The 25051-nt window shown below is 40.8% G+C and carries 26 protein-coding genes; 7 read left to right on the top strand and 19 right to left on the bottom strand.

Annotated features, from left to right (window positions below; all coding sequences use genetic code 11):
- Window positions 1-84 precede the first annotated feature (84 nt).
- The gene (locus NSQ68_RS08165; RefSeq protein WP_342428539.1) at window positions 85-2511 is read right to left on the bottom strand and encodes an S-layer homology domain-containing protein; all 2427 of its coding nucleotides are present in this window, start codon (window positions 2509-2511) and stop codon (window positions 85-87) included.
- Between the two features lie 485 nt (window positions 2512-2996).
- Here NSQ68_RS08165 and NSQ68_RS08160 point away from each other — a divergent pair, with 485 nt between their 5' ends.
- The 3 genes from NSQ68_RS08160 to NSQ68_RS08150 all read left to right on the top strand — a co-directional run bounded on the left by NSQ68_RS08160 (window position 2997) and on the right by NSQ68_RS08150 (window position 6773).
- Entirely contained in the window at window positions 2997-3641 is a 645-nt protein-coding gene (locus NSQ68_RS08160; protein ID WP_342428538.1) for a hypothetical protein, read from the top strand.
- On the top strand, window positions 3557-4318 hold the full coding sequence (locus NSQ68_RS08155; RefSeq protein ID WP_342429094.1) for a transposase: 762 nt from the start codon (window positions 3557-3559) through the stop codon (window positions 4316-4318). The genes NSQ68_RS08160 and NSQ68_RS08155 overlap by 85 nt, the downstream gene beginning before the upstream one ends.
- 700 nt (window positions 4319-5018) lie before the next feature.
- Window positions 5019-6773, top strand: coding sequence for a hypothetical protein (locus NSQ68_RS08150; protein WP_342428537.1), 1755 nt, complete (start codon window positions 5019-5021; stop codon window positions 6771-6773).
- Window positions 6774-6834: 61 nt separating this feature from the next.
- On the opposite strand, the gene NSQ68_RS08145 is transcribed toward NSQ68_RS08150, so the two are convergent.
- From NSQ68_RS08145 to NSQ68_RS08120, 6 genes are all read right to left on the bottom strand, one after another.
- Window positions 6835-7050 carry a hypothetical protein gene (locus NSQ68_RS08145; RefSeq protein WP_069011638.1) on the bottom strand — a complete coding sequence of 72 codons (216 nt, stop codon included), beginning with the start codon at window positions 7048-7050 and terminating at the stop codon, window positions 6835-6837.
- Window positions 7051-7491: 441 nt separating this feature from the next.
- The gene (locus NSQ68_RS08140) at window positions 7492-8082 is read right to left on the bottom strand and encodes a restriction endonuclease (protein WP_342428536.1); all 591 of its coding nucleotides are present in this window, start codon (window positions 8080-8082) and stop codon (window positions 7492-7494) included.
- Between the two features lie 309 nt (window positions 8083-8391).
- The gene (locus tag NSQ68_RS08135) at window positions 8392-9060 is read right to left on the bottom strand and encodes a hypothetical protein (protein WP_342428535.1); all 669 of its coding nucleotides are present in this window, start codon (window positions 9058-9060) and stop codon (window positions 8392-8394) included.
- A 97-nt stretch (window positions 9061-9157) separates the two neighbouring features.
- On the bottom strand, window positions 9158-9691 hold the full coding sequence (locus NSQ68_RS08130; RefSeq protein WP_342428534.1) for a hypothetical protein: 534 nt from the start codon (window positions 9689-9691) through the stop codon (window positions 9158-9160).
- 482 nt (window positions 9692-10173) lie between these two features.
- Window positions 10174-11631: a DEAD/DEAH box helicase family protein gene (locus NSQ68_RS08125; RefSeq protein WP_342428533.1), complete on the bottom strand. Its 1458-nt coding sequence runs from the start codon at window positions 11629-11631 to the stop codon at window positions 10174-10176.
- Window positions 11567-12856, bottom strand: a complete 1290-nt coding sequence (locus NSQ68_RS08120) for a terminase small subunit (RefSeq protein WP_342428532.1) — start codon at window positions 12854-12856, stop codon at window positions 11567-11569. The genes NSQ68_RS08125 and NSQ68_RS08120 overlap by 65 nt, the downstream gene beginning before the upstream one ends.
- Window positions 12857-13112: 256 nt before the next feature.
- On the opposite strand from NSQ68_RS08120, the gene NSQ68_RS08115 reads away from it, so the two are divergent.
- On the top strand, window positions 13113-13616 hold the full coding sequence (locus tag NSQ68_RS08115) for a hypothetical protein (protein WP_014599934.1): 504 nt from the start codon (window positions 13113-13115) through the stop codon (window positions 13614-13616).
- Window positions 13617-13672: 56 nt separating this feature from the next.
- Here the strand turns inward: NSQ68_RS08115 and NSQ68_RS08110 are convergent, their stop codons facing one another.
- From NSQ68_RS08110 to NSQ68_RS08085, 6 genes are all read right to left on the bottom strand, one after another.
- Complete coding sequence (locus tag NSQ68_RS08110; protein ID WP_342428531.1) at window positions 13673-14125, bottom strand: HTH domain-containing protein; 453 nt, start codon at window positions 14123-14125, stop codon at window positions 13673-13675.
- Between the two features lie 447 nt (window positions 14126-14572).
- Window positions 14573-14827: a hypothetical protein gene (locus NSQ68_RS08105; RefSeq protein WP_342428530.1), complete on the bottom strand. Its 255-nt coding sequence runs from the start codon at window positions 14825-14827 to the stop codon at window positions 14573-14575.
- Window positions 14828-15099: 272 nt separating this feature from the next.
- Complete coding sequence (locus tag NSQ68_RS08100) at window positions 15100-15672, bottom strand: hypothetical protein (protein WP_342428529.1); 573 nt, start codon at window positions 15670-15672, stop codon at window positions 15100-15102.
- Window positions 15673-15898: 226 nt separating this feature from the next.
- Entirely contained in the window at window positions 15899-16162 is a 264-nt protein-coding gene (locus NSQ68_RS08095; protein WP_342428528.1) for a hypothetical protein, read from the bottom strand.
- A gap of 198 nt (window positions 16163-16360) precedes the next feature.
- Window positions 16361-16831: a hypothetical protein gene (locus NSQ68_RS08090; RefSeq protein WP_342428527.1), complete on the bottom strand. Its 471-nt coding sequence runs from the start codon at window positions 16829-16831 to the stop codon at window positions 16361-16363.
- 240 nt (window positions 16832-17071) lie between these two features.
- On the bottom strand, window positions 17072-17638 hold the full coding sequence (locus tag NSQ68_RS08085; RefSeq protein WP_342428526.1) for a hypothetical protein: 567 nt from the start codon (window positions 17636-17638) through the stop codon (window positions 17072-17074).
- Between the two features lie 115 nt (window positions 17639-17753).
- Between NSQ68_RS08085 and NSQ68_RS08080 the strand changes: the two genes are divergently transcribed.
- A complete protein-coding gene (locus tag NSQ68_RS08080) occupies window positions 17754-18452 on the top strand; it encodes a hypothetical protein (protein WP_342428525.1) in 699 nt (232 codons plus the stop codon).
- A 56-nt stretch (window positions 18453-18508) separates the two neighbouring features.
- Here NSQ68_RS08080 and NSQ68_RS08075 read toward each other — a convergent pair whose 3' ends face one another.
- On the bottom strand, window positions 18509-18694 hold the full coding sequence (locus tag NSQ68_RS08075) for a hypothetical protein (RefSeq protein ID WP_342428524.1): 186 nt from the start codon (window positions 18692-18694) through the stop codon (window positions 18509-18511).
- Complete coding sequence (locus NSQ68_RS08070) at window positions 18691-19227, bottom strand: hypothetical protein (protein ID WP_342428523.1); 537 nt, start codon at window positions 19225-19227, stop codon at window positions 18691-18693. The genes NSQ68_RS08075 and NSQ68_RS08070 overlap by 4 nt, the downstream gene beginning before the upstream one ends.
- Before the next feature lie 167 nt (window positions 19228-19394).
- On the opposite strand from NSQ68_RS08070, the gene NSQ68_RS08065 reads away from it, so the two are divergent.
- Both NSQ68_RS08065 and NSQ68_RS08060 read left to right on the top strand, forming a co-directional pair.
- On the top strand, window positions 19395-19595 hold the full coding sequence (locus NSQ68_RS08065) for a hypothetical protein (RefSeq protein ID WP_069289732.1): 201 nt from the start codon (window positions 19395-19397) through the stop codon (window positions 19593-19595).
- A gap of 373 nt (window positions 19596-19968) precedes the next feature.
- On the top strand, window positions 19969-20598 hold the full coding sequence (locus NSQ68_RS08060; RefSeq protein ID WP_342428522.1) for a site-specific integrase: 630 nt from the start codon (window positions 19969-19971) through the stop codon (window positions 20596-20598).
- A gap of 67 nt (window positions 20599-20665) precedes the next feature.
- Here NSQ68_RS08060 and sufB read toward each other — a convergent pair whose 3' ends face one another.
- The 4 genes from sufB to sufD are packed head-to-tail and all read right to left on the bottom strand — an operon-like array spanning window position 20666 to window position 25030.
- Entirely contained in the window at window positions 20666-22063 is a 1398-nt protein-coding gene (gene sufB, locus NSQ68_RS08055; protein ID WP_013309556.1) for a Fe-S cluster assembly protein SufB, read from the bottom strand.
- A gap of 30 nt (window positions 22064-22093) precedes the next feature.
- A complete protein-coding gene (gene sufU, locus NSQ68_RS08050) occupies window positions 22094-22516 on the bottom strand; it encodes a Fe-S cluster assembly sulfur transfer protein SufU (RefSeq protein ID WP_013309555.1) in 423 nt (140 codons plus the stop codon).
- Entirely contained in the window at window positions 22506-23729 is a 1224-nt protein-coding gene (locus NSQ68_RS08045) for a cysteine desulfurase (protein WP_342428521.1), read from the bottom strand. The genes sufU and NSQ68_RS08045 overlap by 11 nt, the downstream gene beginning before the upstream one ends.
- On the bottom strand, window positions 23726-25030 hold the full coding sequence (gene sufD, locus NSQ68_RS08040) for a Fe-S cluster assembly protein SufD (RefSeq protein ID WP_342428520.1): 1305 nt from the start codon (window positions 25028-25030) through the stop codon (window positions 23726-23728). Before sufD ends, NSQ68_RS08045 begins: the two co-directional genes overlap by 4 nt.
- Window positions 25031-25051: the final 21 nt, after the last annotated feature.

Raw genomic sequence — 25051 nt, 5'->3', positions numbered from 1 at the left:
TCCTCTTTTCAAGACGGAATATTTGGAACAAAAACGTGGTCAGGAAAAGTTTCCTGACCACTTATAATAACGTTATATTCAGTTTTATTCTATAATTTCCAGCTCCAAATCTTGTCCATGCCAAACAAGAAGTTGATACTTTCCTGACGGCAAATCGCCTGTAGAGATAGTAACTGGTTTATTCACTTCATCATCCGTAACAATTATCTTTTTACCCCAGTTTTCTGCAACCAAATCGTCGTAGTTACTTTGGCTTCCCAAAACAAATGTATTTAGCAGATACACATCTGAAACATCTGAAAGAGAGAATGTAAGAGCGTCTCCTTTTTTCACCTTTAGAATATCCCCGATAGGTTGAATCATTGTAATTCTGACCGTTCTTCTATCTCCCCAAGTCTGAAATTCTTTATTGAATTCACCATTTGATGTAACCACAGAGTCTGTGACTAAACGGAATTTATAAACCAACCGATCCTCCAAATGTTTAGGCAATATAAAGACTTTATTGTCCTCAACTCTTACAGTCCCATTTTCCTTTGTGAAAGGCGTAAAAGGACTGTCACCAACAGACCACTGAACGATATCTTCTGTTGTCTTCCCGTCCGCAAGCTGTAATAAGCGATTATAATCAATAGAGAATTGATCAAGTCTATCCTTTCTTTCAGAATATTGAGCATATATCGGTGACCCAACAAGAGGCTCGCTCTCATCAATAACGGTTATTTCCTTGCTACGATAGGCACCATTTTTGTCATAAATCGTCAGATCAAATTCAAAGTTGTTAGGATAATCCCAATGGTTAATATCATATGTCGAGAAACTGACAGTTTTATTGGCCGGAACCTCCATTTTAAGTACCTCACCACTTTCGACACCTAATTCAAGAGATTGAAGATTACCGAAATCTATTAAATCACTTGAAAAGTAAGCAGTACCATCATAAGAGCTAGTAAAATAAACGGACTCTCCGACCGTCACTATTTTTTTAGAAACAGAAATGTTAGCGTCCCCATTATGCCCCGGTGCTTGAGGTGTATCATCTTTCTTGTCGTCACTTTTTTTATGATCATCTTTTTTGGAATTATCGGATTCATTAGAGTTACTAGAAGAACCCCCACCGCCACCTGATGTTGTTGTCCCCTGTAATCCCAAAGTTTTTGCCGAATCACCTATTGTGACTTTAACATCACTACTTACCTTGTCGCCATTTGTCAGAGATTTAGGTTTTGTTTGAAAAGAAACATTTTCAGCATTAACTACGGCTTTATCAACAGAACCTAATCCTATTACTTTGGCAGCAGCATTAAGAACTAACGAGAGAATAGAAGACTCTTTTGCTGTATCTATGGTTGTACCCGTAGCGTTATCAGCTACGTTTAATGTATCAATCTGTCCATTTGGGATATTTACATTAATAGCGAATGCTTCTACATTCACAGTGTGAAAATAACCTGTAAGGCTCACATTAGATTTTGCGGGGAGCTCATTTGTTAGAGTAACTCGATCAACACTTGCTCCTTGTGAGACATCGAGGGCTGCGCCCGTCTTGATTTTTACTTCGCTGATGGACGTTGCTCCTTCTGCCACCAAACGAACAGTTCCATCCACTTTGTTTACAATGATGCTAACCAGCACAGAATTGTTCAGATGAACGCTATGCTCTCCACCGCCGTAAACGTAGGTTTGACCGTGGACTTTGACATTCTTCAAGAATACATCGCCGTTCCCAACGGCTTTCCCGATAATTAAATCACCCGCAATTTCCGTATTTTGAAGCGTTACACCCGTTGTGTTGATGACAACATTGCCTGACTGCTTGGCGAGTCCAGTTGAAGGTCCATATGTTCCTGATTCTCCATACCAAGCACCAGAATGATTCACAGCACGATCCAGAATCGTGACCGCCTCAGCACGAGTCAACGGTTTTTGAGGCTGAAAGGTACCGTTCTGATAACCTTCAATAATACCAGCTGCCACTACAGCATTAACGGCCTTTTGGGACCAATTGTGTAGAGATGTGCTATCTTTAAAGGTTTTATTTGAATCAGAAGAAGGGATTTGAAGCAATTGGTTTATGGTCACTGCCGCCTCTTCTCTACTTAATACTTGCGTAGGGCGAAAGCTGCCATCTTCGAATCCTTTCATATATCCAGCATAAACTGCATCCGTAACGGTTGGGGCAAACCAATCGTCTTTATCTACATCGGTAAAAGATGCTAATTGTCCTGGCTGTATTTGAAATGCACGATTTAACAAAGCAGCCCATTCACTTCTTGTAATCGGACGATTTGGCTCAAAGCGTGCGTTCGCAACACCTGAAACCACTCCTCGATTGCTCCATTTTGCAACGTTGTCCGTTGCCCAATGGTTCGCCATATCCACATAAGGTTGAGATTCAGTAGAACTGCCCTTCTTTGCTACATGGTGCGAACTGTCAGCCGCCAATATGGGGCTAGCCCATAAGGAGGTCACTAAAATTCCTGCCGTTAAAACATTAACCCACTTCTTCATCTTTTTTGTCCTCTCATGTATGTAATGTTAAACCAAGACTATATACCTAATATTTTAGGTATATAGAATCACTTACCTATTATTACAAGATTAATCGATGATGTCACTACTTTTTAATCCATAATAGGATTTTTCTTGAACAAATATTAAAAGAAAGACGTCAGTCCGACTTGTTTGTTTATCCTCCCATATTCGTATACCAGTTAACATGATCACGAAACACGTGCACGCCTCTTCTGAACTCCTTCATCATTCCGTTCATAAACAGGAGTAAAGTTTAAGACATACATTCTGTCCTACAAGATTAAAAAAAGAGCCCCCCGAAGGTCAATGTCATTAAGATAAGACGCAGGTTCTAAATCAGGAACAAGAGCAGGTTATCGAAAAGATAGCCGCTCTTTTTTTGCATGAAAAAGAAAAAAAAGACTTGACAAGAAGATGGTCATATGTGGCGAAGCCCCTTGAAAAACGAGGAGGTTACGCCAATGGATGAGTACGCAAATTCCCTAAAAGAAACGCTGACATCCCTCATACGAGAAATGTCAGCCGCACCAGCACCTTATGTCAAAAACCCTGAAAAAGATTTTACCCGAAAGAAAAAGCTGCCCTTTGAAACGGTTATGCAACTCCTGATCTCCATGGGGGGGAACAGCCTATATAAGGAACTCTTGGAATCACAAGGTTATGACGTAAATACCGCGACCACTTCTGCTTTTGTCCAACAGAGGAATAAAATCCTGCCGTCTGCTGTGGAATTCTTGTTTCACCAATTTACGCAATCATATACGGATATCAAGGACTACCGGGGGTATCGTTTACTTGCTGTTGACGGTTCGGATTTGCATATCGCAACGGACTCTGCGGACACGGAAACCTATTTTCAAAGTCAACCGAACACGAAAGGCTATAACCTTCTGCATTTGAACGCAGCCTATGACTTGTGCAATAGACTTTACGTGGATGCCATTGTTCAGCCACGAAGGTTTTGCAACGAGGGAAGGGCGTTGGCTGCTATGGTTGACCGTTCCCCGATCAAACCAAAACCATTGTTATTGCCGATCGAGGGTATGAAAGTTACAACAATTTCGCGCATATTGAACGCAAAGGGTGGAACTATGTCATACGGGTAAAGGATTTGGATTCCAATGGTATTCTTTCGGGCTTGCGTGTGCCCTCTAGCGGAGAGTTTGATTGGGACATTCATCTGACACTCACAAAAAAACAAACCAAAGAGGTCAAGGCTCATCCTGAGATGTACAAGTTCGTCCCTTCCACGTCTACCTTTGATTTTTTGGATCTGCAGGAGAACTTGTTTTATCCGATTTCCTTTCGGGTTGTTCGTTTCATCCTGCCTAATGGCACTTATGAAACCGTTATTACGAGTCTTTCTACCGCTGATTTCCCACCCGATGAAATCAAGTCCATTTATAACATGCGATGGGGGATTGAGACCTCTTTCAGGGCATTAAAATACACCGTCGGTCTGACGAATTTTCATGCAAAGAAGCAAGAGTCCATCATCCAAGAGATATTCGCAAGAATGATCATGTACAATTTCACTGAAATGATGACCTTGCACGTCGTCATTTCCCAAATGGATACACGGCATCCCTACCAAGTCAACTTTACGGTTGCCGTTCACGTTTGTAGATATTTCCTGCGCTCTCGGCACGATGAACCCTCGCCCGATGTTGAAGCGCTGATTCGCAAAAACATTTTGCCGATTCGACCCATTCGCTCAGGGCAGAGGAATACACGCAAAATCCGCTGGAAATCAGCTGTTAGCCTCGTCTACAGAGTAGCATAATTCGGTTCACATGAACATTTTTTTAAGCGGATACTCTATCCGCTTTGTTTGCTGTACGCTTTTTTCCTTGCTTGCACAAAAAACAAACGGCACGGGGCTTTTCCCATGCCGTTTCGGATTTCATTTTTATTCCCGGAATTGTCTTTGAGCTTATCTTAATGACATTGATCCCTTGGGGGTTTCTTTTTTTGTCTTCAAATCATTTTTTTAGCCTGTGGTGATAATAAAATTGTTCAATAGGTACTATTCAATAAGTGCACTTCAATATGTAATTCTTAACTCTGGATTGTCAACACAAAACTGAACAACTCCTATGAGGGCACTTTTTCCGTCCCTTCTTCTTATCTGCTCGTTCTACTAGCCCTTATATTTTCTGTCCAACTAAGAGCCGATCCATCATTCAACACTTTTAACATGTTACTTTAATCTTCGGCAGCCGGATTTTTTCCTGCACTGTCTCTATGAATGCAAGACAACAGAAGATTATATAAAAGATTCTTCGTTTAGGTTGTTAAATAACCATGTTAATTACCCTATAAATGAAGAGCAATTAAAGCGCGCAGTTCTCAACTCGAGTGAAACAAAAAAACTTTGGAGGTTAAATATTATGGCAAAAACACGTGAGTATGCTTCAACTGAACTAATTGCAAGATATCCGTTTAGCGGTTACGTCCGGGTATCTAATAGGAGTGTTGGCTAAATGACGATAAAAGACACGGTGGCCCGAACGATTGCGAGGAAAGCAGACGCTAAAGTAGGCGAGATAATAGGTCAAACTACCACTAAGGTAGCTGAGGAGATTACCACCCCGATACCTTCCAATTGGGCAATAGGTGGACTGACCAGCGCTGGTATGGAGACGAGTGTTACGAATAGTTATAGATCCGGATACATCGACGTGTCGAAGGTGAAGAGACTCAGGCTAGAAAATAACACAATTATGTACAGGGTTAATTTATACAACGCGGCGAAGCAGATGCTACGGCAAGCTGCGTTTGATATTAATTATTACACGGTCGATGATGACGTTTACTTTGTAAGAATTGTAGTTGCCGATACAAGCAAAACATCTTATCAAGTCTACGCCGTAGACGTCACAACTACGACAGAACCTATATTTATACCTAGCGCACTTAAATTTGGATTTATGCCAAGTAATGACGCGGCAACTAACGCGGTTGCACTACAAAGGGCCGTTGATGCGGGAGGCATGATAAGGGTAGAACAGCCAGGCATCTACGATATCGACAGAGCGATAAAGATCGGGGACAACGTCACTCTAAATTTTGGTCCAGGTGTCTTTTTAAGGCGCACCACATCAAACGGGTACGTACTCGTCAATAAGGGTGCATTTACTCGTAGTTACAACAAAAACATCGTAATAAGAGGTTTAAAGCTAATATGCAACGGTAAAGAATCCACTGCGGGCTCAGACTTAATTACGGGGTTGAGAGGTCAAATCTCTTTTTTCTATGTTAAAAATCTCTCAATCGAAAACTTCGAATGTCTCGACCTCCTATCCTATAGTTATTGCGTACAGATATGCACCTTCGAGGATGTAATCATAGACAAGATACGAGTAGAGGGAGGCAAGGACGCGGTACACTTTGGTAGAGGCAGTAATTTCGTAGTCCGTGATGGAAAATTTAAAACGTACGATGATCCTATAGCGTTAAACGGGCATGACTACGATACAGGAAATCCACAGCTTGGTTGGATCGAGAATGGCTTAATAGAAAATTGCTACGATTTAGCCGCTGCATCTACGACTGGATACTTCTTACGTGTCCTCGCCGGCGCTTGGGTTGATTGGTTTTCCGGCATGGAGCTACAAAAGTCAGACACGGTGGTAAGTAATGGGCGATTGTACCGAGTAGTCGCGAATCCCGACGGCACTAAGTACACATCAATGACGGCACCTACACACGTAAACGGGACGGTCACTCTCGACGGTAATATTAAATGGGTGATGATACAGGACGATGTTACCTATACGGCAGGTTGTAGAAATGTACACCTGAAAAACATCTACCTACAGAAAAACAGACCCGTCGCAGTTAGTCTCCACCTTGACAAGGACAACTACTCCCGTAGTTACTACCCAAATGCAACACCGCCCATTCAGAAGAACATCATTTTGGAAAATATACACATGCAGACTGACATCCCCCGATTAATCACAGCTACTACTCCCGTCGACACAATAAAGCTTGTAAATAGCGAGATAACGAATACATCAATCGTACTTAATAATATAAGCACCGCGGGTATGACTTACAGCAACACCAACCTTATTATGATGGGTGTGACGTTCAAGGGTACCGGAGGGCAGAGGTTAGTAAATTGCGCGGGCGGCAGAACGGCATCTGTTAAGGTAGTCGGGAGCGTCGTAGAGAACGCAACCTACGCACCTACTTTTTCGTCCGGCGTTACTATCGTAGCTAAGGATATATAGCCACAAACTAGCGGCCAGGTAGAAATTAGCCGATGTGCTTCAACACGATGATTTTTACTCATTATTTACATGAGAGTGTATCTTGTGATTCCAAGAGTTCCTTATATAGGCTGTTCCCCCCCATGGAGATCAGGAGTTGCATAACCGTTTCAAAGGGCAGCTTTTTCTTTCGGGTAAAATCTTTTTCAGGGTTTTTGACATAAGGTGCTGGTGCGGCTGACATTTCTCGTATGAGGGATGTCAGCGTTTCTTTTAGGGAATTTGCGTACTCATCCATTGGCGTAACCTCCTCGTTTTTTCAAGGGGCTTCGCCACATATGACCATCTTCTTGTCAAGTCTTTTTTTTCTTTTTCATGCAAAAAAAGAGCGGCTATCTTTTCGATAACCTGCTCTTGTTCCTGATTTAGAACCTGCGTCTTATCTTAATGACATTGCCCCGAAGGTTGCTCCTTTAATTGAGAAACAATTTAGCCCAATAATATAAAAATAACCAGAACACCTACACTTGCTAGGATTCCAGTTAATCTTTTTCCAAGTATTTTTTTTATGGGGATGCATACTACACACCATAAGAATGAGGCTAAAATAAATATTAATAATTTGTTTCCTCCTACAGCACCCCACATATCTACATTTGCACCTTCAAAAACATTAAAAATATTCCTCCCTAGTTTTTGTCTAATTCCAAAATTATATATCCACTCCCTTTCTCGCTTTTTATCCTGCTTTCCTGGTTACAGAATTCTTTTGTTTAACCTGCAGAATCATTTCAATAAGCTGCTCTCGGTTAATCAAGCGAACGTTATTGGACCTTGCCAGTTTGTATGCTTGCTCAGTGTAATCGCTATTTGTCACAACCCATGCTGAAGATGCACGATAATGAGCTACCGCACCGTAAACCTCCTGAACTGCTTTAAGCCCAACATTTTTACTGTACCGTTTCGCCTGAACTACGATACGCTGACCGCTTTTTGTAAGAACCAAATCAGCACCGTAATCTCCAGCAGCTTGTGTAACCTCAGCTTTGTATCCTTGAGCACTGAACAAAAGTCCTAAATATTTCTCGAATTGACGACCATCCATTTTATCAATTTCAGCAATCCCAGAATTACGTAGTCTTGTTGCAGCAGCCATTTGACGATAAAAGATAAATGCTATGACCATTGCTACTGCTACAAAAGATGCAAAAACAGAGGCACCGATTGAACCCGTAACTGAGTAGATAAAGAAAAACGGGGCTATTAGCGCAATCCCTGCAATAGCCTCTTCAATAGAATTTTTCTGTTTTCTTCTCCGTCTTCTAGCCATTAATACTTCCCCCTTATTCTGTATATATCGTCAATAAAGTGATTGGAATTAATAGGTAGAAGGAAAGCACGCTACGGAATTGAACCGCGCAAGGGGTCCGACCAGAATGTTTCCAATGGTTAACGTTACCTTGTCGCTGCGCGGGCTATGTAAAAAGGCCGGCTCATTGCCGACCTAATCACCGAGGCAGAAAGCTATAGTGCATTCCTTATTTGATTATCCATGATACAAATTTACCACATAAAAAGTTCAGTGGCGGGTCATACATCGGTCAAATTCCAATCAAAAACGGTCATTGTTATAGGGACTCTAACTAATGGATATATACTTAATTGCTTTATCAATAGGATTTACAGTTACTCTCATTGATTTACATACGCTAGCAAAACACCTTACTGCTAAATAATCCTTAAATGCTTCACCTAAATACCATTGGTGTGGCATTAAAATTAATTCTCCAGCCTCTCTTATAAAGGTATTGTTTAAGAATGTCCACAACTCAATGATTGATCTTTCAGATGACCTCTGTATCAACTCAATATTGACTTTGTATTCTTTCTCTTCTGAATAATCAATACTCACAGATTTTTTTTTGTACAAACTATATGCAATTTGATTTATTTCTCCAGAGTCGATCAACCTTTCAATAAGACCTTTCGAAATTGCCCTTAATTTACTAAGCATAATTTGAGCATGATCCTTATACTCAACAATTTTACACTCTTCAAAATGCGACCCAATCTCTTGTAATATTTGCTCTCTAGTGTCTTTATCAAAAACTGGAATATGTAAAACAGCATTTGAATCGCCTGTTTCGAATGGTAAAAGAAAAAATTGAGCCAATACTGATAGTTTCTCTTCTATACTCTCATTTGTTTTTATTTTTTTTATGCTAGGTCTATCAAGAATAGTAGTTTTGTTTCTAATTTCGATAGTTACTTCTTCCTGATTATTTAAAATCTCTTCAAATAGTTTCATCTTCATTCCTCCTATATATATCACCATAACAAATACTTAGTACTAAGACAAAAAAGAGAACACAAGGATTGAAGAGTAATTGTGTTCTCTTTTTAGGTTATTTAGTTGTAAAAGTCACTTTAGCTCCATTAGCTGGCAAATTAAACCCAGTAGCTCCAGTTACAGAAACACCGCCATAAAGTTTTGCTGAATGGAGTCCTGGGTTGCTGTATACTGTTTCTCCTTGATTTGATACATGTGTAGGAACTCCATTTGTTGGATAATTAAAGGTATCCTTTTGCCCATTAGACCATACTAAAGAAATATTAACACGAGTTATTTTATTTTTTTTATCATCCATTGTAATAGTCCAATTACCCAAGGCAGTACTTCCGTCCACATCAACCCAGAAATCTAATGTTGCATACACAACTTTAGTTTTTTGAGTAGAAAAGTCTCCATAAACTGCATTACTTACAGAGTTATCAGTGACTTCTAATGGAATATTGACTGTAACACGTTGTTCTGATGATGAAGCAACTGAGTTCAGCTCTCCTTCAGATTGTGTCGTCTCTGCAAAAGAGTAAGTAGGAAAAACTAGAACCAGAGCCGCTAACAAAATCGAACACACTAATTTTTTCATGTAAATCATTCGCATAATCCTCCATCTATGTTTTTTTGTAAAATGATGTAATGTAACTATTTTAATTATTAGAAATTTAATGATATTTGTCCATAATTATAAAGTCTCATAATTTTTAATAAAAAAAGCAGATAATTGTCACATTATGCCATTTCCTCTTTCAGCTGTGGACTCAATAACATTCAAACCTCTTGCCAATATGGCGATTGCGTCAGCCTTAATCCGTTTAAGTGAGTTTTCACTAATTCCCATTTCTCCACAATTGATGTAGTCAAATTCACTCTCATTGCCTGAATAGCTTACCTTTGCATACTAGAAAGCTTAGTCATGCCAGTTTCAACAATCCTTTACCTCAAGCTCTGCTTACTTATCTACATTGTACACGGCGCTGTTCTCCATCTGCTTGCTGATCGCACTAGTGGACTGTTGCTCTCTATATGAATACGCCTGTGCAACCGCTATCTTTCATCTTATAAAACCGCTCTACCACATTATCTTTTTACTGCCACACTACCTATTGAAGGAAGCATAATGTGTGTATCTGGTTCTGTTAAATATTCTCCGAATGTCAAAACAAAAGCGTCAGCTCTGTCTGGTGACTTGAGCCCACGCTTTTTCATATCCTTCTTACTTTCAAGCAGCATCTTACCCTTGCTGGTCATGTTCCATTTACGTGATGTAAGTTGGGTTATCAGAACATCATCATCAGGCAATTGTAGAACACTCGCATCTCCATTTATGAAATTGCTCATATTCTGTTCTAATTGTTCCTTAATAGATGCCCACATTTCTGTAACAAGGTTTCCATAGTGCTCATCTAAAGAAGAAGAGCCATTGTTAATTGGTATGATTTCATACGGTAGCCCTTCTTCAACTACGATTTCATTTAGTCGATCCGTTACTCCTCCGCCAACGCCGCTATCATCGACTCTTATTCTAATTCGGTTCAAATATGGATGAACACCATGCAACTCTTTAGCCAGGTTAATCACCCATCCCGCAGTAACCATTGTATCTTTCTTGAAATGATGGTGTTCTCCTACAACTCTTGGCCCTATTCCAGCAAACATTGAGGTCTCATCATCACCAAACCGCGCAACGTCCACACCTATAGTTAGCATGTCTCCAGTGGGTTCCACCTTTACTTCTTTAGCTGCAAATTCAGCCACTTCTAAAGAAATAAATGTATCCGATTCTCCACGAGGAAATTCACCTTCAACCCGGACTCTCCATACATCGCTGCCTTCACCATACTTACGCTTGAGCATAGCGATATTATCCTTGCTTGTTCTTGGGCTGTCTAGACAGGATACCTTACGTGTTTTGTAGTCTGCTCTATCCTTATTGTGCGAATCATAAAAAACACCCGACGTTTTTGTCGGGTTGCCGCACATCAACATTTTATTGAACTCACCCGACAACGTACCTAAGATGGCCTCCATGATTGGATCGGCAACGCCTGAAGCTTCATCCACAATGAATAGCATGTAGTCCTCATGGAAACCCTGCATATTCTCAGGCTTAGTAGCTGTCCGAGCTGTAGCGAACCATCGTTCCTCATAATTCTTCATGTATATTTTGGTCTTTGTCCACTTAAGGATTCGTTTCAGCACTGGACTTTTAGATTGCCATTTATTAATCTCAGCCCATAACACGTCATGTAGCTGCTGTCTTGTAGGAGCTGTACAGATCACTTTTGGATAAGGGAAGCAGGACAGAAACCAAAGAGCTGTTGCAGCTTCCAGTCCGGTTTTCCCTACACCCTGACCTGAACGAACTGAAACACGAGGATTATTTGCTAAATCTATAAGAGTGCTTGCCTGCCAATCGTCAGGAAAGAATTTAAGCATCTCTTGGCAGAACAATGTGGGATTCTTGCGATACTCAGGAATCCGTTTCTTGAATGCTTGAAGCCTCCGTTTCGTCTCCGGCGAGTCCTTCGTCTTCATCACCTACCACCGCCTCTACCCAATCGTCAATTAGATCGTCTTCTGTATTGCCTTCTCCCGTGACCTTTGCTCTTTCAAGCTCAAGTTTCTCACGTTGCATCTTAAGTTTCTCGTCTTCAACCATCCGTTTATGTTTGTCTGGAAGAAGATCCATGTATTTAGTTAGCACGTCCAATGCCTTGGTTTTGTCGTGTAGCTTTACACTCACTCCGTCCTTACCCTGCTTGACTTCTGAAACCAGAGTTCCATCAATCTCATCACTGTTTTTAAAAGAGACATAATTATATCTGTACTTCTTCGTTTCTCCAGTCTCAGAATCAAAGACTGGTTCTCCTTCTAATCCAAGGACGTCTTCTTCCTTTTGACCAAATTCCACGTAATCTGTAATGTCTGCAAAAGCAATTTTCATGTACTCCATTAGAACGCGCTGAGCATTTAAACCAACCCCATCCATCAGGGATTCGTTGTAATTCTGTATCGCAGCCTTAATTTCAGGTTTCCTCAATAATTCCCATCCAATTGAATATGCTGTTTTCTTACTATATCCAGCAGCCATTGCCGACCTTGTCGCATTGAAATCTCTGAGGTATTCCATTATGAAGATCCGCTGTTTCGGCGTTAACCCCTCTTCGTCTGGAATTTCCGGCTCCGGCTTCTCCTCGTTTACTGGAACGTTCTTTTTTGTTTTGGAACGCTCCATATCATTAGAGCGTTCCGGTATTTTTTTCGGAACGTTCCGTATTTCTGGAGCAGCGACTTTTAGCTCTTTAGAGAGCCCATCAACTGTAAGCGGGGTAGCATATACCTCTCTTGGCTTATCACCTTGATATGTACCGATGAATTTACGCCGCTCCATTTCATCAATTAGTCGAGCTGCTCTGCTATAACCTATCCTCATTCTTCGCTGCAATAAAGAAACCGAGGCTTGTTTGGCCTCGGCTACAATTTGGAGAGCTTTGAGAAAATGCTCGTCAGGGTATGATGTTGGTTCTTCATCTTCGTTTGGAGGTTCCTTTTTTTGATCAGTTTCATTCCCATCGGAACGCTCCGTATGTTTTGCTTCTCCAGAAATAAAACTCTCCCACTTATCTTTAGCCTTCCATCCTCTTACCGTACCTTCAGATACACTAAGTTGAGAGGCTATATCTGTGAGACGTATGTTACCGGAACTTGCTTTGTATAAATCAAATGCTTCGTCCCGTCTCGGATCTCTCTTTCGTCCCATAATCTTATTATTCACCCCTTTTGATAATGTATCTGAAGCTAAGGAAAAGTTTCCTGAACAAATAAAAAAGCACCTATTAAGGTGCTAGGTGCTAAATCTAACATTATCGCATCATTGAAATCACGTAAAAATAATTTATTATATCGACATTTCTTTACATATTTCCCGAGTTTTTTAATTTTGATAGTTGTATAATCCTCTTAATGGTAGCTGGAAACTATCCGGCTATCAAAAAAGTGAGAGGAGATTTTTAAGAATGAAAAAGTTGGTTTCTATTTTGCTCACATTTGCCCTTTTGTTATCCGTGTCCGTAACAGCATTTGCAGAAGAAGCAACACCTACTAACCAGCAAGATGCAAAATATTCCATCAGTGTTGGTGATTCCGACATCGAATTGGCTAAAGGAGAAACTGTTGAAATACCTCTTACATTAATCCCTAAAGAAGGAACGGTTCATCCCAATGTTGATTTCCCTGGCACTGGGGGAATCCTTTCCTTAACTGCTGGGGCCAATTATGTCTTTTACAGAATAACTCCGTCGGTTCCAATAGATAATTTCACTGGAATAATGAGTATCACAGATTTGACTTCTGGATTAAGTAATGGGAATGCAATTGTATCTGGATTAGCAGGTCAAGTTGCTTATTCTGGTTATAGGAATCATACGTACCGCGCTTCTTTGGACGGTACAGGCACTTTACTTGGAATCCCTTATATTAATACTAACCCAAATGGGATTACTTGGACACATAATTGGTAATATTAGTTGAATTATATAAAGAAGCTTACAGTCATTGACTATAAGCTTCTTTTCTATTATAGAGTTGGTTTAAACAAATAGTGTAAGAAAAGACTTGTAACAGATAAACTATATTTTTTGTCTATTGAGATCGACTTTGGGTCTTTCATAAATTGCTGTACATCATTCGTGTCCAACTTGGCATACAGTGCTATGGTTTCATATGAAATACCCCAATGCTGATTCAAAATATCAATAACGCCCTTTACTCGCTCACTTTCGTCTATCATTTGGATTCCATTAGCGAGCATAAAAAGCAAACTATCGAAATTCAGTTTAGAATGCGAATTACCTAATTCAGAAAAATCATTCTTGCCATTTAAATACCCCAAAACTACGTCTTCTTCAATTCCAGAAATTTTACTTAGGGTATCTGTAGTTATCTTATAGACTTCCAAAACTCGTTTTAACAGCGCTCTAGGCCCATCTTCACCTTCGGACCCGTTGCTTGTATCCCCATATAATTTCATTAAAGAAAGCCCCTTTCATATAAATTCTTCTCCGACACGATATACGCTAACTGATATATCATCCTTTTATTCCAGTTCCATACCTCCACTTCCAAATGAATAATTATATATATCATTATAACCAAAAGATGGGGATTTTTGTTGCATTGATTCATTTCATCTAATCATACAAATTTAGAAAATTGTCCTGATTTAACTTAGCAAAAAGAAGGAAATAGATTCCCATCTGCCTCGTTATTATAGATTGATGAGGTTGAGGAAAAGCTTCCCGAACAAATAAAAGAGCAACGATTTCACGCTGCTCTACTGTAGTGATCAGTAATTTATAAAATGCGGTTACCGCTAATCCGCCATGTCCGGAATGGGCCTTTAGTGGACATCCTTCTTGCTCCGGGTTTATATTACCCTCTGAGTCCTGTCTCCGATTTAGTTTTAGTTTTGGAAAAATTACAGAAGTTGACCAGCTAGCGCTTTAAGGCCACTTGGTATAGCAATTTGTTTGCCGTCATGTTCATTGCCATTTACATAAGCTGTGTCTTTGTCTACATAATAGACTACACCTTCGCCGCCGATAACCGGAAAGCCACTTTCGTCGTAATCCAGATTTGTACCTACATACTTGCCGTGCTTTGATGCTTCACTTTCCAACGGATGAAGATGTAAAATACCTGTGTTGTCCAAGTAAGCGTAACTATGTGCCATGTTTATTGCCTCCTAGAATAGATTTAATTTGTTCCTGAATAAAGTGTAAATCCTTTCTACTCCGTACCTACTACGGATTACACAGTCCCTACTGTCAGGAGAAAATAAAGTAGTGGACTGAGCCTAGAAACTGAAACAGCGACAGCCAAGGACGAAAAAAGGTCCTAGACTGTCGCTGTTCCATTGAACTAACGTTCCTCGTTAGCGCAGCAATATTTTCAATTCGTGTTATGAAATCTCTTCGCAGTAATGGTGCTATAGTATCCCTTAAATTATTTAAATGTATTTCTGACCGGAGGACTGTCACTGTAGTTTATTATTTTAATCCCAAAGTTTGTTTGTAATTGTTCGGCAGAGAGTGGTGTAGCATCAATAACGATCACATTTGGGCGTTCACTATAAGTTTCGATATATTCTATTTGTGGTTTTTCAGATACCGAGCCGTCTGGATCACCCATAAAATATGTTGCAGATCCGTAATTGTAATATATCTCAATTTCCGAATCAATTCTATCGGGTTTGATGATCGAACGTATATTATTGTCACTCAATATAGTGATCCTACGCGTTCCACTTTTTAAATGTTCATTCCACCGTCTAATCTTACCGAATCCCCCGGCGTCCGTAGAAATATTAGAAAAATCGCAAACAACGGTATCACTTACGTCATATTTTTTTCCGTTCATTTCATATTTTAATTCAAACGGAAATTCACCGTGTTTTATGGTTGGTGGTAAAGGATCAAGAATGTTTCCTGCCCAAATTATTAACCCTATGATGAGCAACGGTGGCAGTACAAAGATGCCAACGATTTTGGCTATCAAACGTTTTGCAGATTTTTGCATATATTCTCTGTCTCCTAGAGTAATTCAAATTAATATCGTACAATCTTGCACTTTTATTAAATGGTTTCCGAGCATGTACAGTATCGATAATACTCATTACCTAAATTAGACACTCTAATTGAACTATCCTGCCCGTTACTTCAATGAAAAAAAAGCAGCCCCTCATGAACTGCCCTACTGCTAGTCACTTCGACAATAGGATGAGTTCATTCAAGGGCTACCTCATTTACCAAGTAATCCAACCACTTGTTCGTTTGTAACTGTGTAGGAGCTCGTATTTCTCACTACGCATCAGTCGTTTCATTTTTGTTCTATACAGACGATAATCATCTTTTCTTGCTACTTTACATTCTTTGTTGTAATGAACACTCTTGATTCCTTTACGGAAATCCTTGAGCTTCTCTTTTCTTGGATCTTTGGGCTTAGTATTGATCTCCAGACTACGCTGTTTGTCATCTTCCCAGGATTGAATCTCTTCCCGTGTAAACATCTTCATCCCCGTTGTGCCGGGTTAGATTTTGGCATTTGGAGCCATGACCTTAGACACAACTAATAGAAGAAGATCTTCGGATTGAACATTAAATCACCTCTGATTTTATTCACCCTTATTTTAACATATATCCTGTCCGTTAGTTCAACAGGCAGCCTATTCTTATGATACCATCGTGTTGCTTTAGTATCTTAATCTCTAGGTGACCTTTAAGGAAAAATGATAAAACGCATCGCCACGAGATTGGTTCTCTACATCTTCATCCATCCACCATACCCCGTACGAATAAAAATATGTCCCTTTTTCTGTAGGAACTTGAAAACTATTTTCTTTCAATAAAACTTCTGTAAGTCTTCCTTCATAGAATTGCTCGACATGAAATTTATTCGGTTGGGGCTCATAATTCATAAGGAATTTTACAACATCACCAGGCTTTACTGGAATCGGTTCTTTTCCTTTTAAAAGTTCAACTGGACCAGCTGAATCTACACATGATGTTGTCCAGCAATATGTGCCGAGTTTTGTTTTGTACATTCGTTTATCAATCTGAATTTGAACCTTTGGTGGTTCCTCTCCCTCAAGGTCCTTATTTTTTGGCTGAACACCCGTGCAACCAACTATACATATAAGAGTTAGTGCCATAATGAATAACAAGACTTTATTCTTCAAATAAACCCTCCTTCTTTATTCGATCCTAATTATTCAACGATAAAAGAAGTAAATTTGTTACAAATCAAATTCATGAGATTAGTAAAATACTGTTTAATATGTTTTTTTCGAAATTAAGATTACTTGTTGAACTAAACTGCCCGTTAGCTTAATGAAGCACCCTCAAGATTATTACTTTATTTTCAGTCTAGAACTTTAGACACCTAAAATTAAGACCGCAAAGGCTTAAGCCCTTACGGTCTAATTTATTTCTGGCATCCTCAGCCCAATTTCTCCTTCTTGGTTTCTCCCCCGACCATAGTCTATGGTGACAAAATCCAATGTACGGTTTGTTTTTAGGCTATTTGCTATGTTAACAATAGCCCTGCGCCGTTTATCTGCAAATGTAGTTGCTGAGATAGGCGGAATGTCCTTACGATAACCTTTTTCCGAATATTGCTGAGCTTTGAGGTACTTCATACCATCCAAAAATAACAGCTTTACTATCAACCCCTCGTGCTTATCACGCATATTATTTATTGCGAATTTAATGTTATTCGTTAGGAATTGATAAAATTTATAATTCACATGGCGCTGGTCTTTGAGTAGTACAGCGTTGGCTGTCACATCTGCTGCCATTCCGTTTTCCAACTGCTGGAGTGAATATTCATAGTTCTTTATTACATCTATTAGATCAGTATACTTGTCCAATAGCCACTTTGTTTTTCTAATATCGTCCTGTTCGATATCGTCGAAAAAGTTTACCTGAATGATTTTGTTATCGTCTTCAATATCTTCTTTCATTTCTATTATTCCATTACTTATCATCGGTGGAATCACCCCAATTCGGATATTTATATGTTAATTAAGTTAATTAGACGAAACCCAAATTTCATAATATCGTAATTATAAATAGAAAATATTACATTAGGATGTGGACATTGTGACACAAAACTCAACTGTTGAATCATTCACCAATACTAAGAAATTAGAAGAACATTTTAATTCTCTTTCTACTATGAAAATTATGGTCAATGATCGAAAAGCATTTCTTACTTTATGCGGAACAACAACCTTGTTTATTTTAGTGCTAATCTTAATAAGCATTTTATTTTTTATGAAAGTCAGTGGATGGTTGCCTGCGGCAATCAGCATTTTAGGTTTATTATTAACACTTTCACTTCTAATACTCTCTATCAGGCTGTCTCATTTATCCGCTATAAAGAAATATCCTGAATTTTCACCACTTATAACTAAACAAAAAATTAGATTAAGTTACGATGCTAATTTTCTGTTTGCATATAAATGCCATGAGATAAAAATGAAGCTTAAGTCTTTAGATTTTGAAGATAAAGATATTGACAGTTTAGTTGATTACTTCACAATGAAAAGTACTAACATTAAGAACAAACGTTGGTGGCCCATAACTCTAGCTTGCTTAATACTTTTCCCTTTATGGAGTGAGTTTGTAGGAAGCCAAATCTCAAAGGGCTGGCAGATGATTCTCTTGTTGATATTTTTTGCATTAGCACTAATTTACGTTGTATATTTTCTTCAATCTTTTTTTAAGGACATTTTACTTGCAAAAGCCACCAAATGTGATGAGCTTATAAATATACTAAAGACCATTAAAATGCTTTAATAATGACTAGAGGTTTCCCATACATATGGATAGAAACCCTAGTGCTCAACTACTCTTTATTTAAAAGTTCTTCCCTTTCCCATTGACCCCACTTTAACTTGTAGAATACCTTTGAACGCCGATTCAATACGGTGTCTATGTCGAAGGGGAACTTCATACACCATAATGCAGACGGTAGCATTTTTTAAAAATTCTTGCAGATTGGCTATATCAGCATCTATTAAGCGTGGTTTATCTGTCATTGTTGTTCCTCCCATTCGGTAATATCATCCCCGTCTTGCTCAGCGCCACATTTTGGACAAATATACTCCATGCCTAGCCACTTAGCTTCTATGTGAATTATGCTGCGTCCTAAAGTATTTTCTGTCTTTTCATTCCACTCATGAGCAGTGCTATATTTAAGACATTCATGACACTGAAAATAACGTTGTTTATCTGTCGTCACAGGTATGGTTATTGGAGTCCAATGCGTATGATAAATGGGCCAGTCTGCATCCAATGGAGTACCGCAATATGGAGGTTCCACAACCGGGAATTCCCACCATAGCACAGCTCCATAATCCTCACCCCACTCTTCAATCGGTCTTGGGGTACGACATATCTCTACTTCCTTGCGCAACCTTTCCATTTCTGCTTTCTCTTGCGTCAACTTGAGCAAGTGGTTATTGCGTGGATCTCTCATGTCCCATTTGTCTTCTTTAAGTTCCTGTTTAAGTCTTTCCTTTTGTTCAAGCTCCCACAATGGAGATGGGTTCTTCTTCAAATATTCGAACATCTATATATCCTCCCTTAGTGGGTGCAGGACCTACACCCTGTATTGCTTTAATCATCATAAGTGTCGAGTTAAAACTTCGTCTCTCATATTGTCTACAACTTCATTTAACATATTGTTCACCTCAATTAAATCTGATAAAATTAAATTCAAAAAATCAGGAGAGAAACATGAACCTTTTAACAGTACTTCTTATGTGTATTCCGCTTTATGCTGCATTCAGAGCTTTTATAATCACTCGTGATCCAGAAGCAAAAAAAAGAATCCCAAAAACGACACTAAAAGCTCTAACTTTTTTTGCTTACTTTATATTTATCGTTTTGGGATTTTTTATAATTACAGAAGGTATAGAATACCTCTCTCAGTTATAATTGAATTGGTAGTTGCAAGTAGTTTTATAAATCTGAAGGGATTTAGAGTACGGGGGTAAAGGCTGTTATGCCTCAACCCTCTTCAAATATTCCGTAGCAAATCCTCCGTTGTACCCTTCAAGCCGCACAACCTCCGAACCACACAAGTCCCAAGTCCCAAGGCTCAGATTCTACTGTCCATACCTTATCCTTGTACTTCTCCTTACGGGCTTCATAGCAACCGTGTATTACAACCTGATCGCCCTTTTATAGCTTATATGTCCGTTCACTCACCTTTACCTCCTCCTTGAAAAGCAGAATAACTTTGGTAGGGATCAGGGATTTCAACCTTTACAGGCGGTCGATCATATACAGCCAGGGTCAATCCTTCGTCGTGGAAATAGTTCGGGTTAAAGTTGATCCCACTCTGGCGGCCGGTTCAATTCAGCGAGTGCGACCGAATATTAATTTCATAAGACGTGAGGATTTTGACCATCGGGTTAAGGGTCTTGAGCATCTACACTACCAGGAGTTGGCTAGATTACTGTTTTACACGGGTTTACGAGTAGGAGAAGGACTTGCAGTAAAGTGGTCAGATATGGACTTTGAAAAGAATCTGCTTCACGTAAACAAAACACTTGATATAATCACACGCAAAATCACTACGACCAAAACTAAGGGCAGTGTAGGTTATGTTCCGTTTCCTGCCTTTATAGGCGAAATGCTGGAACGCATAAAAAAAGAATCCGCAGAGAAAATCTACGGATTCAATAATGATATGTTTGTATTCGGTATAGTGGCCCCATACCACTATTCACACTTTCGCAAACATTTTAAACGCGTTTTTCCTGAACTGCGAATTCATGACTTACGTCACAGCTACGCATCTTACCTGATTAACAAAGGTGTAGATATCTATCTCGTAAAGGAACTGATGCGACACGACGACATCAAGCAAACAGCCAACACCTACGGGCACCTTTACGTCGAAAGAAAGCGTGAAGCAATGAGCGTATTCGACTAATCGGTATCATTTCGGTATCATAACCAATAAATAAAACCAAGAATAGCCGATACGCTTAGCTTTGCTATTAACCGATACTGCCTTCCATTTCGAACTTGATCAAACGATTCATCTCTACCGCATATTCCATCGGCAGTTCTTTGGTGAACGGCTCAATAAAGCCCATAACGATCATTTGCGTTGCCTCTGCTTCAGTCAAACCACGGCTCATCAGATAGAACAGCTGATCTTCCGATACCTTGGAAACTGTTGCTTCGTGCTCAAGGGTGATGTCGTCATTCATGATTTCATTATAAGGAATAGTATCTGAAGTTGATTGATTATCCAAAATCAACGTATCACATTTGATATTCGATTTTGCACCTTGAGCCTGACGACCGAATGAAGCTAATCCGCGATACGTTACTTTACCGCCGTGCTTACTGATCGACTTGGATACAATGGTGGACGTGGTGTCTGGTGCCAAGTGGATCATCTTCGCACCTGCATCCTGATGCTGGCCTTTGCCTGCAACAGCGATAGACAGGACCATCCCTTTCGCTCCCCGGCCTTTCAATACAACGGCTGGATACTTCATCGTCAACTTGGAACCGATGTTACCATCGACCCATTCCATCGTTGCATTTTCTTCCGCAACCGCACGTTTGGTTACCAGGTTATAGATGTTTGGTGCCCAGTTCTGGATCGTTGTATAACGAACGCGTGCGTTCTTCTTACAAATAATTTCGACCACGGCACTATGCAGCGAGTTCGTGCTGTAAATCGGAGCCGTACAGCCTTCTACATAGTGCACAAAGCTGTCTTCGTCAGCAATTATGAGCGTACGCTCAAATTGACCCATGTTTTCCGAGTTGATACGGAAGTAAGCCTGCAATGGAACTTCACATTTCACACCTTTTGGTACATAGATGAAGCTCCCACCTGACCATACCGCACTGTTCAGTGCTGCAAACTTATTGTCCGCAGGAGGTACAACTGTTGCAAAATACTCTTTCAGAATCTCAGGATGCTCACGCAACGCCGTATCGGTATCCATGAAAATAACGCCCTGATCTTCCAGTTCCTTTTGCATACTGTGGTAGACAACCTCGGATTCATACTGTGCGGATACACCAGCCAAAAACTTTTGCTCCGCCTCAGGAATACCCAGTTTATCAAAGGTTTCTTTAATTTCCGTAGGAACCTCTTCCCACGTCTTCCCTTGTTTCTCGGAAGGTCTTACATAGTACTGGATATCGTTGAAATCCAGTTCATCCATATCTCCGCCCCAGTTTGGCATTGGCATTTTTTCAAACTGCTTCAGTGCTTTCAGACGGAACTCCAGCATCCATTCTGGCTCATCCTTAATTTTGGAGATTTCCTTTACGATTTCCGGAGTGAGACCCTTACCTGTTTGGAAAATGGACTTGTGCTCGTCACGAAAGCCGTATTTATACTCTTCCATTTCCGGTGCTTTCTTGGCCATGTTTCTCAAACCTCCTCTGTTCTATTTAAATTATTTATCTTCATCAATCCCTTTGCGCAGCGCGTTCCAAGCCAATGTCGCACATTTGATGCGGGCCGGGAACTTATTTACACCTGACAAAGCTTCCAATTCTTCATAATCATCAAATTCGACGGCTTCTCCCTTCATTAAAGAAGAGAAGCGACTCGCCATATCCAGTGCCTGATCAATCGTTTTTCCTTTGACTGCTTCTGTCATCATCGAAGCTGAGGACATACTAATCGAGCAGCCTTCACCAGTAAAACGGGCATCTTCGACCACGCCGTCTTTCGTTTTGAGTTGAAGGGAAATCCGGTCACCACACGTAGGATTATTCAAATCCACCGTAACGGCATCATCCTCAAAACGTCCGCGATTGCGCGGATTTTTATAATGATCCATAATCACGCGTCGGTACAAGTCATCAAGTTGCATCGCCAAAATACTCCTTTGTTTGGATTAAGGCGCTGACCAGAGCGTCGACTTCTTCTTCCGTGTTATAGAGATAAAAGCTGGCACGTGCAGTTGCACTGGCTTTCAGCCAGCGCATTAACGGCTGGCAGCAATGATGCCCCGCACGTACAGCCACCCCTTTGCTATCCAGTACAGTAGCTACATCATGCGGATGCACATCATCCAGGTTGAATGTTACGAGCCCAACATGACGTTCTGCCGGTCCGTATATCGTCAACCCCTCCACTTCACGGAGACGTTTGAGGGCATAGTTGGACAAACGGCTCTCATGCTGTGCAATGGCGTCCATTCCGATGCTTTCCAGAAAATCAATAGCAGCTCCCAAACCAACAGCTCCAGCGATAATCGGAGTTCCACCTTCGAATTTCCAAGGCAGCTCCTTCCATGTGGATTCATACAATCCCACATCGTCGATCATTTCCCCGCCGAACTCAATGGGCTCCATATTTTCCAGCAGCGCCTTCTTGCCGTACAGTGCCCCGATCCCAGTAGGAGCACACATTTTGTGACCCGAAAAGGCATAAAAGTCAGCATCGATGTCTTGCACGTCTACTTTCATATGTGGTGTGCTTTGTGCACCGTCTATAACGATGACTGCGCCTTTGCGATGCGCAATAGCTGCAATCTCTTTAACAGGGTTCACAACACCAAGCACATTGGAGACATGTGCGATCGCTACAATTTTCGTGTTTTCTGTAATGGTATTCTCCACATCAGTAAGATCAACGCTACCATCCTCTTGAAGTGGAATATATTTTAAAGTTGCGCCTGTGGCTTTGGCTACCTGTTGCCACGGAATCAGATTACTGTGATGCTCCATTTGTGTGATGACAATTTCATCACCCTCCTTACAGTTAGCTCTACCATAAGAAGAAGCCACCAGATTCAGCGCCGTTGTTGTTCCGCGTGTAAAAATAATTTCCTGACTGCGCTTGGCATTCAGAAAGCGAGCTACCTTCTCCCGCGCACCTTCATAAGCATCCGTCGCGCGGCTACCCAAGGTATGCACACCACGGTGAACATTTGAATTATCATATTCGTAGTAGTGCTTGATCGCCTCGATGACCGCCAGCGGTTTTTGCGAAGTAGCCGCATTATCCAAATAAACTAGCGGATGACCGTTGATCTCCTGATGTAAAATCGGGAATTGTTCACGGATCAATGCAGTATTCATTGGCCTAACTTCCTTTCAACAAGGCTTTGCAGCTGATGTTGAAGTCCTTCGAGCGGAATTTCAGATACGACAGGTGCCAGGAAGCCATAAATAATCAGACGCTCAGCTTCTGCACGGCTAATCCCGCGGGACATCAAGTAATACACTTGTTCACGGTTAACCTGACCAACCGATGCTGCGTGACCTGCAGTTACATCATCTTCATCAATCAGCAGGATCGGGTTAGCGTCACCACGCGCTTTCGGGCTGAGCATTAGAACACGTTCTGTTTGCTGACCGTCTGCTTTGGTAGCACCTTTTTCAATCTTTGTAATTCCGTTAATGATGGAAGACGCTTCTTCACGCATCACTGCGCGCGTAATCATCTGACTGGAAGAATTTTTACCAAAATGCTGTGCTTGTGTCGTATAGTTCAGCTTTTGTGAGCCGGAACCTACAGCAATGATCTTGGCATCCGAATTGGAGCCATTGCCTTTGAGCACGGACATGGTATTGCTTGCTGTATTGCCGTTGTTCATTTCGCCCACAATCCATTCGATAGCTGCGTCATTTCCCAACGTGGCACGACGAATCGAAATATCCGTTACTTGCTCTCCAAACTGATGGACTGTCGCATAACGTACTTTAGCTCCTGCATTTGCAACAACTTCTACCGCACCGTTATGAAGAACAGGTGCCGCCAAATCCGCAGATACATAGTTGTCTACGTACGTCACGGAACTGTGGCTTTCGACAATAAGCAGCACATGCGGTGCAAACGTTGCAGTCGCATCGTCTGTCAGGAATACAGCTTGAAGCGGAACGTTCAGTTCTACATTTTTAGGCACATAAGCAAATACTCCACCGTTCCAGAGTGCTGCGTGCAATGCAGATAATGAATTCTCTTCTGCCTTAATAACTGTGTTCAGATGAGCTTTAACCAAATCAGCATGCTCTTTAACCGCTGTTTGCAAATCCGTGAAAATGACGCCCTGCGCCGCCAATTCCTCGCTCAGCTTCACATATACCGCGCCGGAGTTGCGCTGAATAATCAGACCGCCCTCCTGTTGCTCTTTGACAAGATCAGCAATGGCTGTAGGAACCTGCCCTACCGATGCAATGACCTCGCTCTGTTTATGTTGACCGTAATCGTTTAATTTCCAACGTTCGATTTTTGTTTTTTCAAATACCGGAAGCTCCAGTTTGCCTGCAAGCTCAAGTGCTTTTTGTCTGTCTTCGGCCAGCCAAGATGGTTCGCCGTTACGTTCGGACAGAACACGCAGTTGCTCGGAATCTACCGGAAGGATTGTTTGTGTAGTCATTAGTTTTCCTCCTCGCTTCCG

The sequence above is a fragment of the Paenibacillus sp. FSL L8-0158 genome (assembly GCF_038592965.1).
Lineage (GTDB): Bacteria > Bacillota > Bacilli > Paenibacillales > Paenibacillaceae > Paenibacillus > Paenibacillus polymyxa_D.
Note: the sequence above shows the minus strand (reverse complement) of the source record. Positions and strands in the feature narration are given on the sequence as shown.

Excerpts from the sequence above, each read along its gene's own strand:
- NSQ68_RS08165 (WP_342428539.1), bottom strand. The coding sequence starts at position 2,511 with ATGAAGAAGTGGGTTAATGTTTTAACGGCAGGAATTTTAGTGACCTCC.
- NSQ68_RS08160 (WP_342428538.1), top strand. The coding sequence starts at position 2,997 with ATGGATGAGTACGCAAATTCCCTAAAAGAAACGCTGACATCCCTCATA.
- NSQ68_RS08150 (WP_342428537.1), top strand. The coding sequence starts at position 5,019 with ATGACGATAAAAGACACGGTGGCCCGAACGATTGCGAGGAAAGCAGAC.
- NSQ68_RS08145 (WP_069011638.1), bottom strand. The coding sequence starts at position 7,050 with ATGGATGAGTACGCAAATTCCCTAAAAGAAACGCTGACATCCCTCATA.
- NSQ68_RS08140 (WP_342428536.1), bottom strand. The coding sequence starts at position 8,082 with ATGGCTAGAAGACGGAGAAGAAAACAGAAAAATTCTATTGAAGAGGCT.
- NSQ68_RS08135 (WP_342428535.1), bottom strand. The coding sequence starts at position 9,060 with ATGAAACTATTTGAAGAGATTTTAAATAATCAGGAAGAAGTAACTATC.
- NSQ68_RS08130 (WP_342428534.1), bottom strand. The coding sequence starts at position 9,691 with ATGATTTACATGAAAAAATTAGTGTGTTCGATTTTGTTAGCGGCTCTG.
- NSQ68_RS08125 (WP_342428533.1), bottom strand. The coding sequence starts at position 11,631 with ATGAAGACGAAGGACTCGCCGGAGACGAAACGGAGGCTTCAAGCATTC.
- NSQ68_RS08120 (WP_342428532.1), bottom strand. The coding sequence starts at position 12,856 with ATGGGACGAAAGAGAGATCCGAGACGGGACGAAGCATTTGATTTATAC.
- NSQ68_RS08115 (WP_014599934.1), top strand. The coding sequence starts at position 13,113 with ATGAAAAAGTTGGTTTCTATTTTGCTCACATTTGCCCTTTTGTTATCC.
- NSQ68_RS08110 (WP_342428531.1), bottom strand. The coding sequence starts at position 14,125 with ATGAAATTATATGGGGATACAAGCAACGGGTCCGAAGGTGAAGATGGG.
- NSQ68_RS08105 (WP_342428530.1), bottom strand. The coding sequence starts at position 14,827 with ATGGCACATAGTTACGCTTACTTGGACAACACAGGTATTTTACATCTT.
- NSQ68_RS08100 (WP_342428529.1), bottom strand. The coding sequence starts at position 15,672 with ATGCAAAAATCTGCAAAACGTTTGATAGCCAAAATCGTTGGCATCTTT.
- NSQ68_RS08095 (WP_342428528.1), bottom strand. The coding sequence starts at position 16,162 with ATGTTTACACGGGAAGAGATTCAATCCTGGGAAGATGACAAACAGCGT.
- NSQ68_RS08085 (WP_342428526.1), bottom strand. The coding sequence starts at position 17,638 with ATGATAAGTAATGGAATAATAGAAATGAAAGAAGATATTGAAGACGAT.
- NSQ68_RS08075 (WP_342428524.1), bottom strand. The coding sequence starts at position 18,694 with ATGACAGATAAACCACGCTTAATAGATGCTGATATAGCCAATCTGCAA.
- NSQ68_RS08070 (WP_342428523.1), bottom strand. The coding sequence starts at position 19,227 with ATGTTCGAATATTTGAAGAAGAACCCATCTCCATTGTGGGAGCTTGAA.
- NSQ68_RS08065 (WP_069289732.1), top strand. The coding sequence starts at position 19,395 with ATGAACCTTTTAACAGTACTTCTTATGTGTATTCCGCTTTATGCTGCA.
- sufB (WP_013309556.1), bottom strand. The coding sequence starts at position 22,063 with ATGGCCAAGAAAGCACCGGAAATGGAAGAGTATAAATACGGCTTTCGT.
- sufU (WP_013309555.1), bottom strand. The coding sequence starts at position 22,516 with ATGCAACTTGATGACTTGTACCGACGCGTGATTATGGATCATTATAAA.
- NSQ68_RS08045 (WP_342428521.1), bottom strand. The coding sequence starts at position 23,729 with ATGAATACTGCATTGATCCGTGAACAATTCCCGATTTTACATCAGGAG.
- sufD (WP_342428520.1), bottom strand. The coding sequence starts at position 25,030 with ATGACTACACAAACAATCCTTCCGGTAGATTCCGAGCAACTGCGTGTT.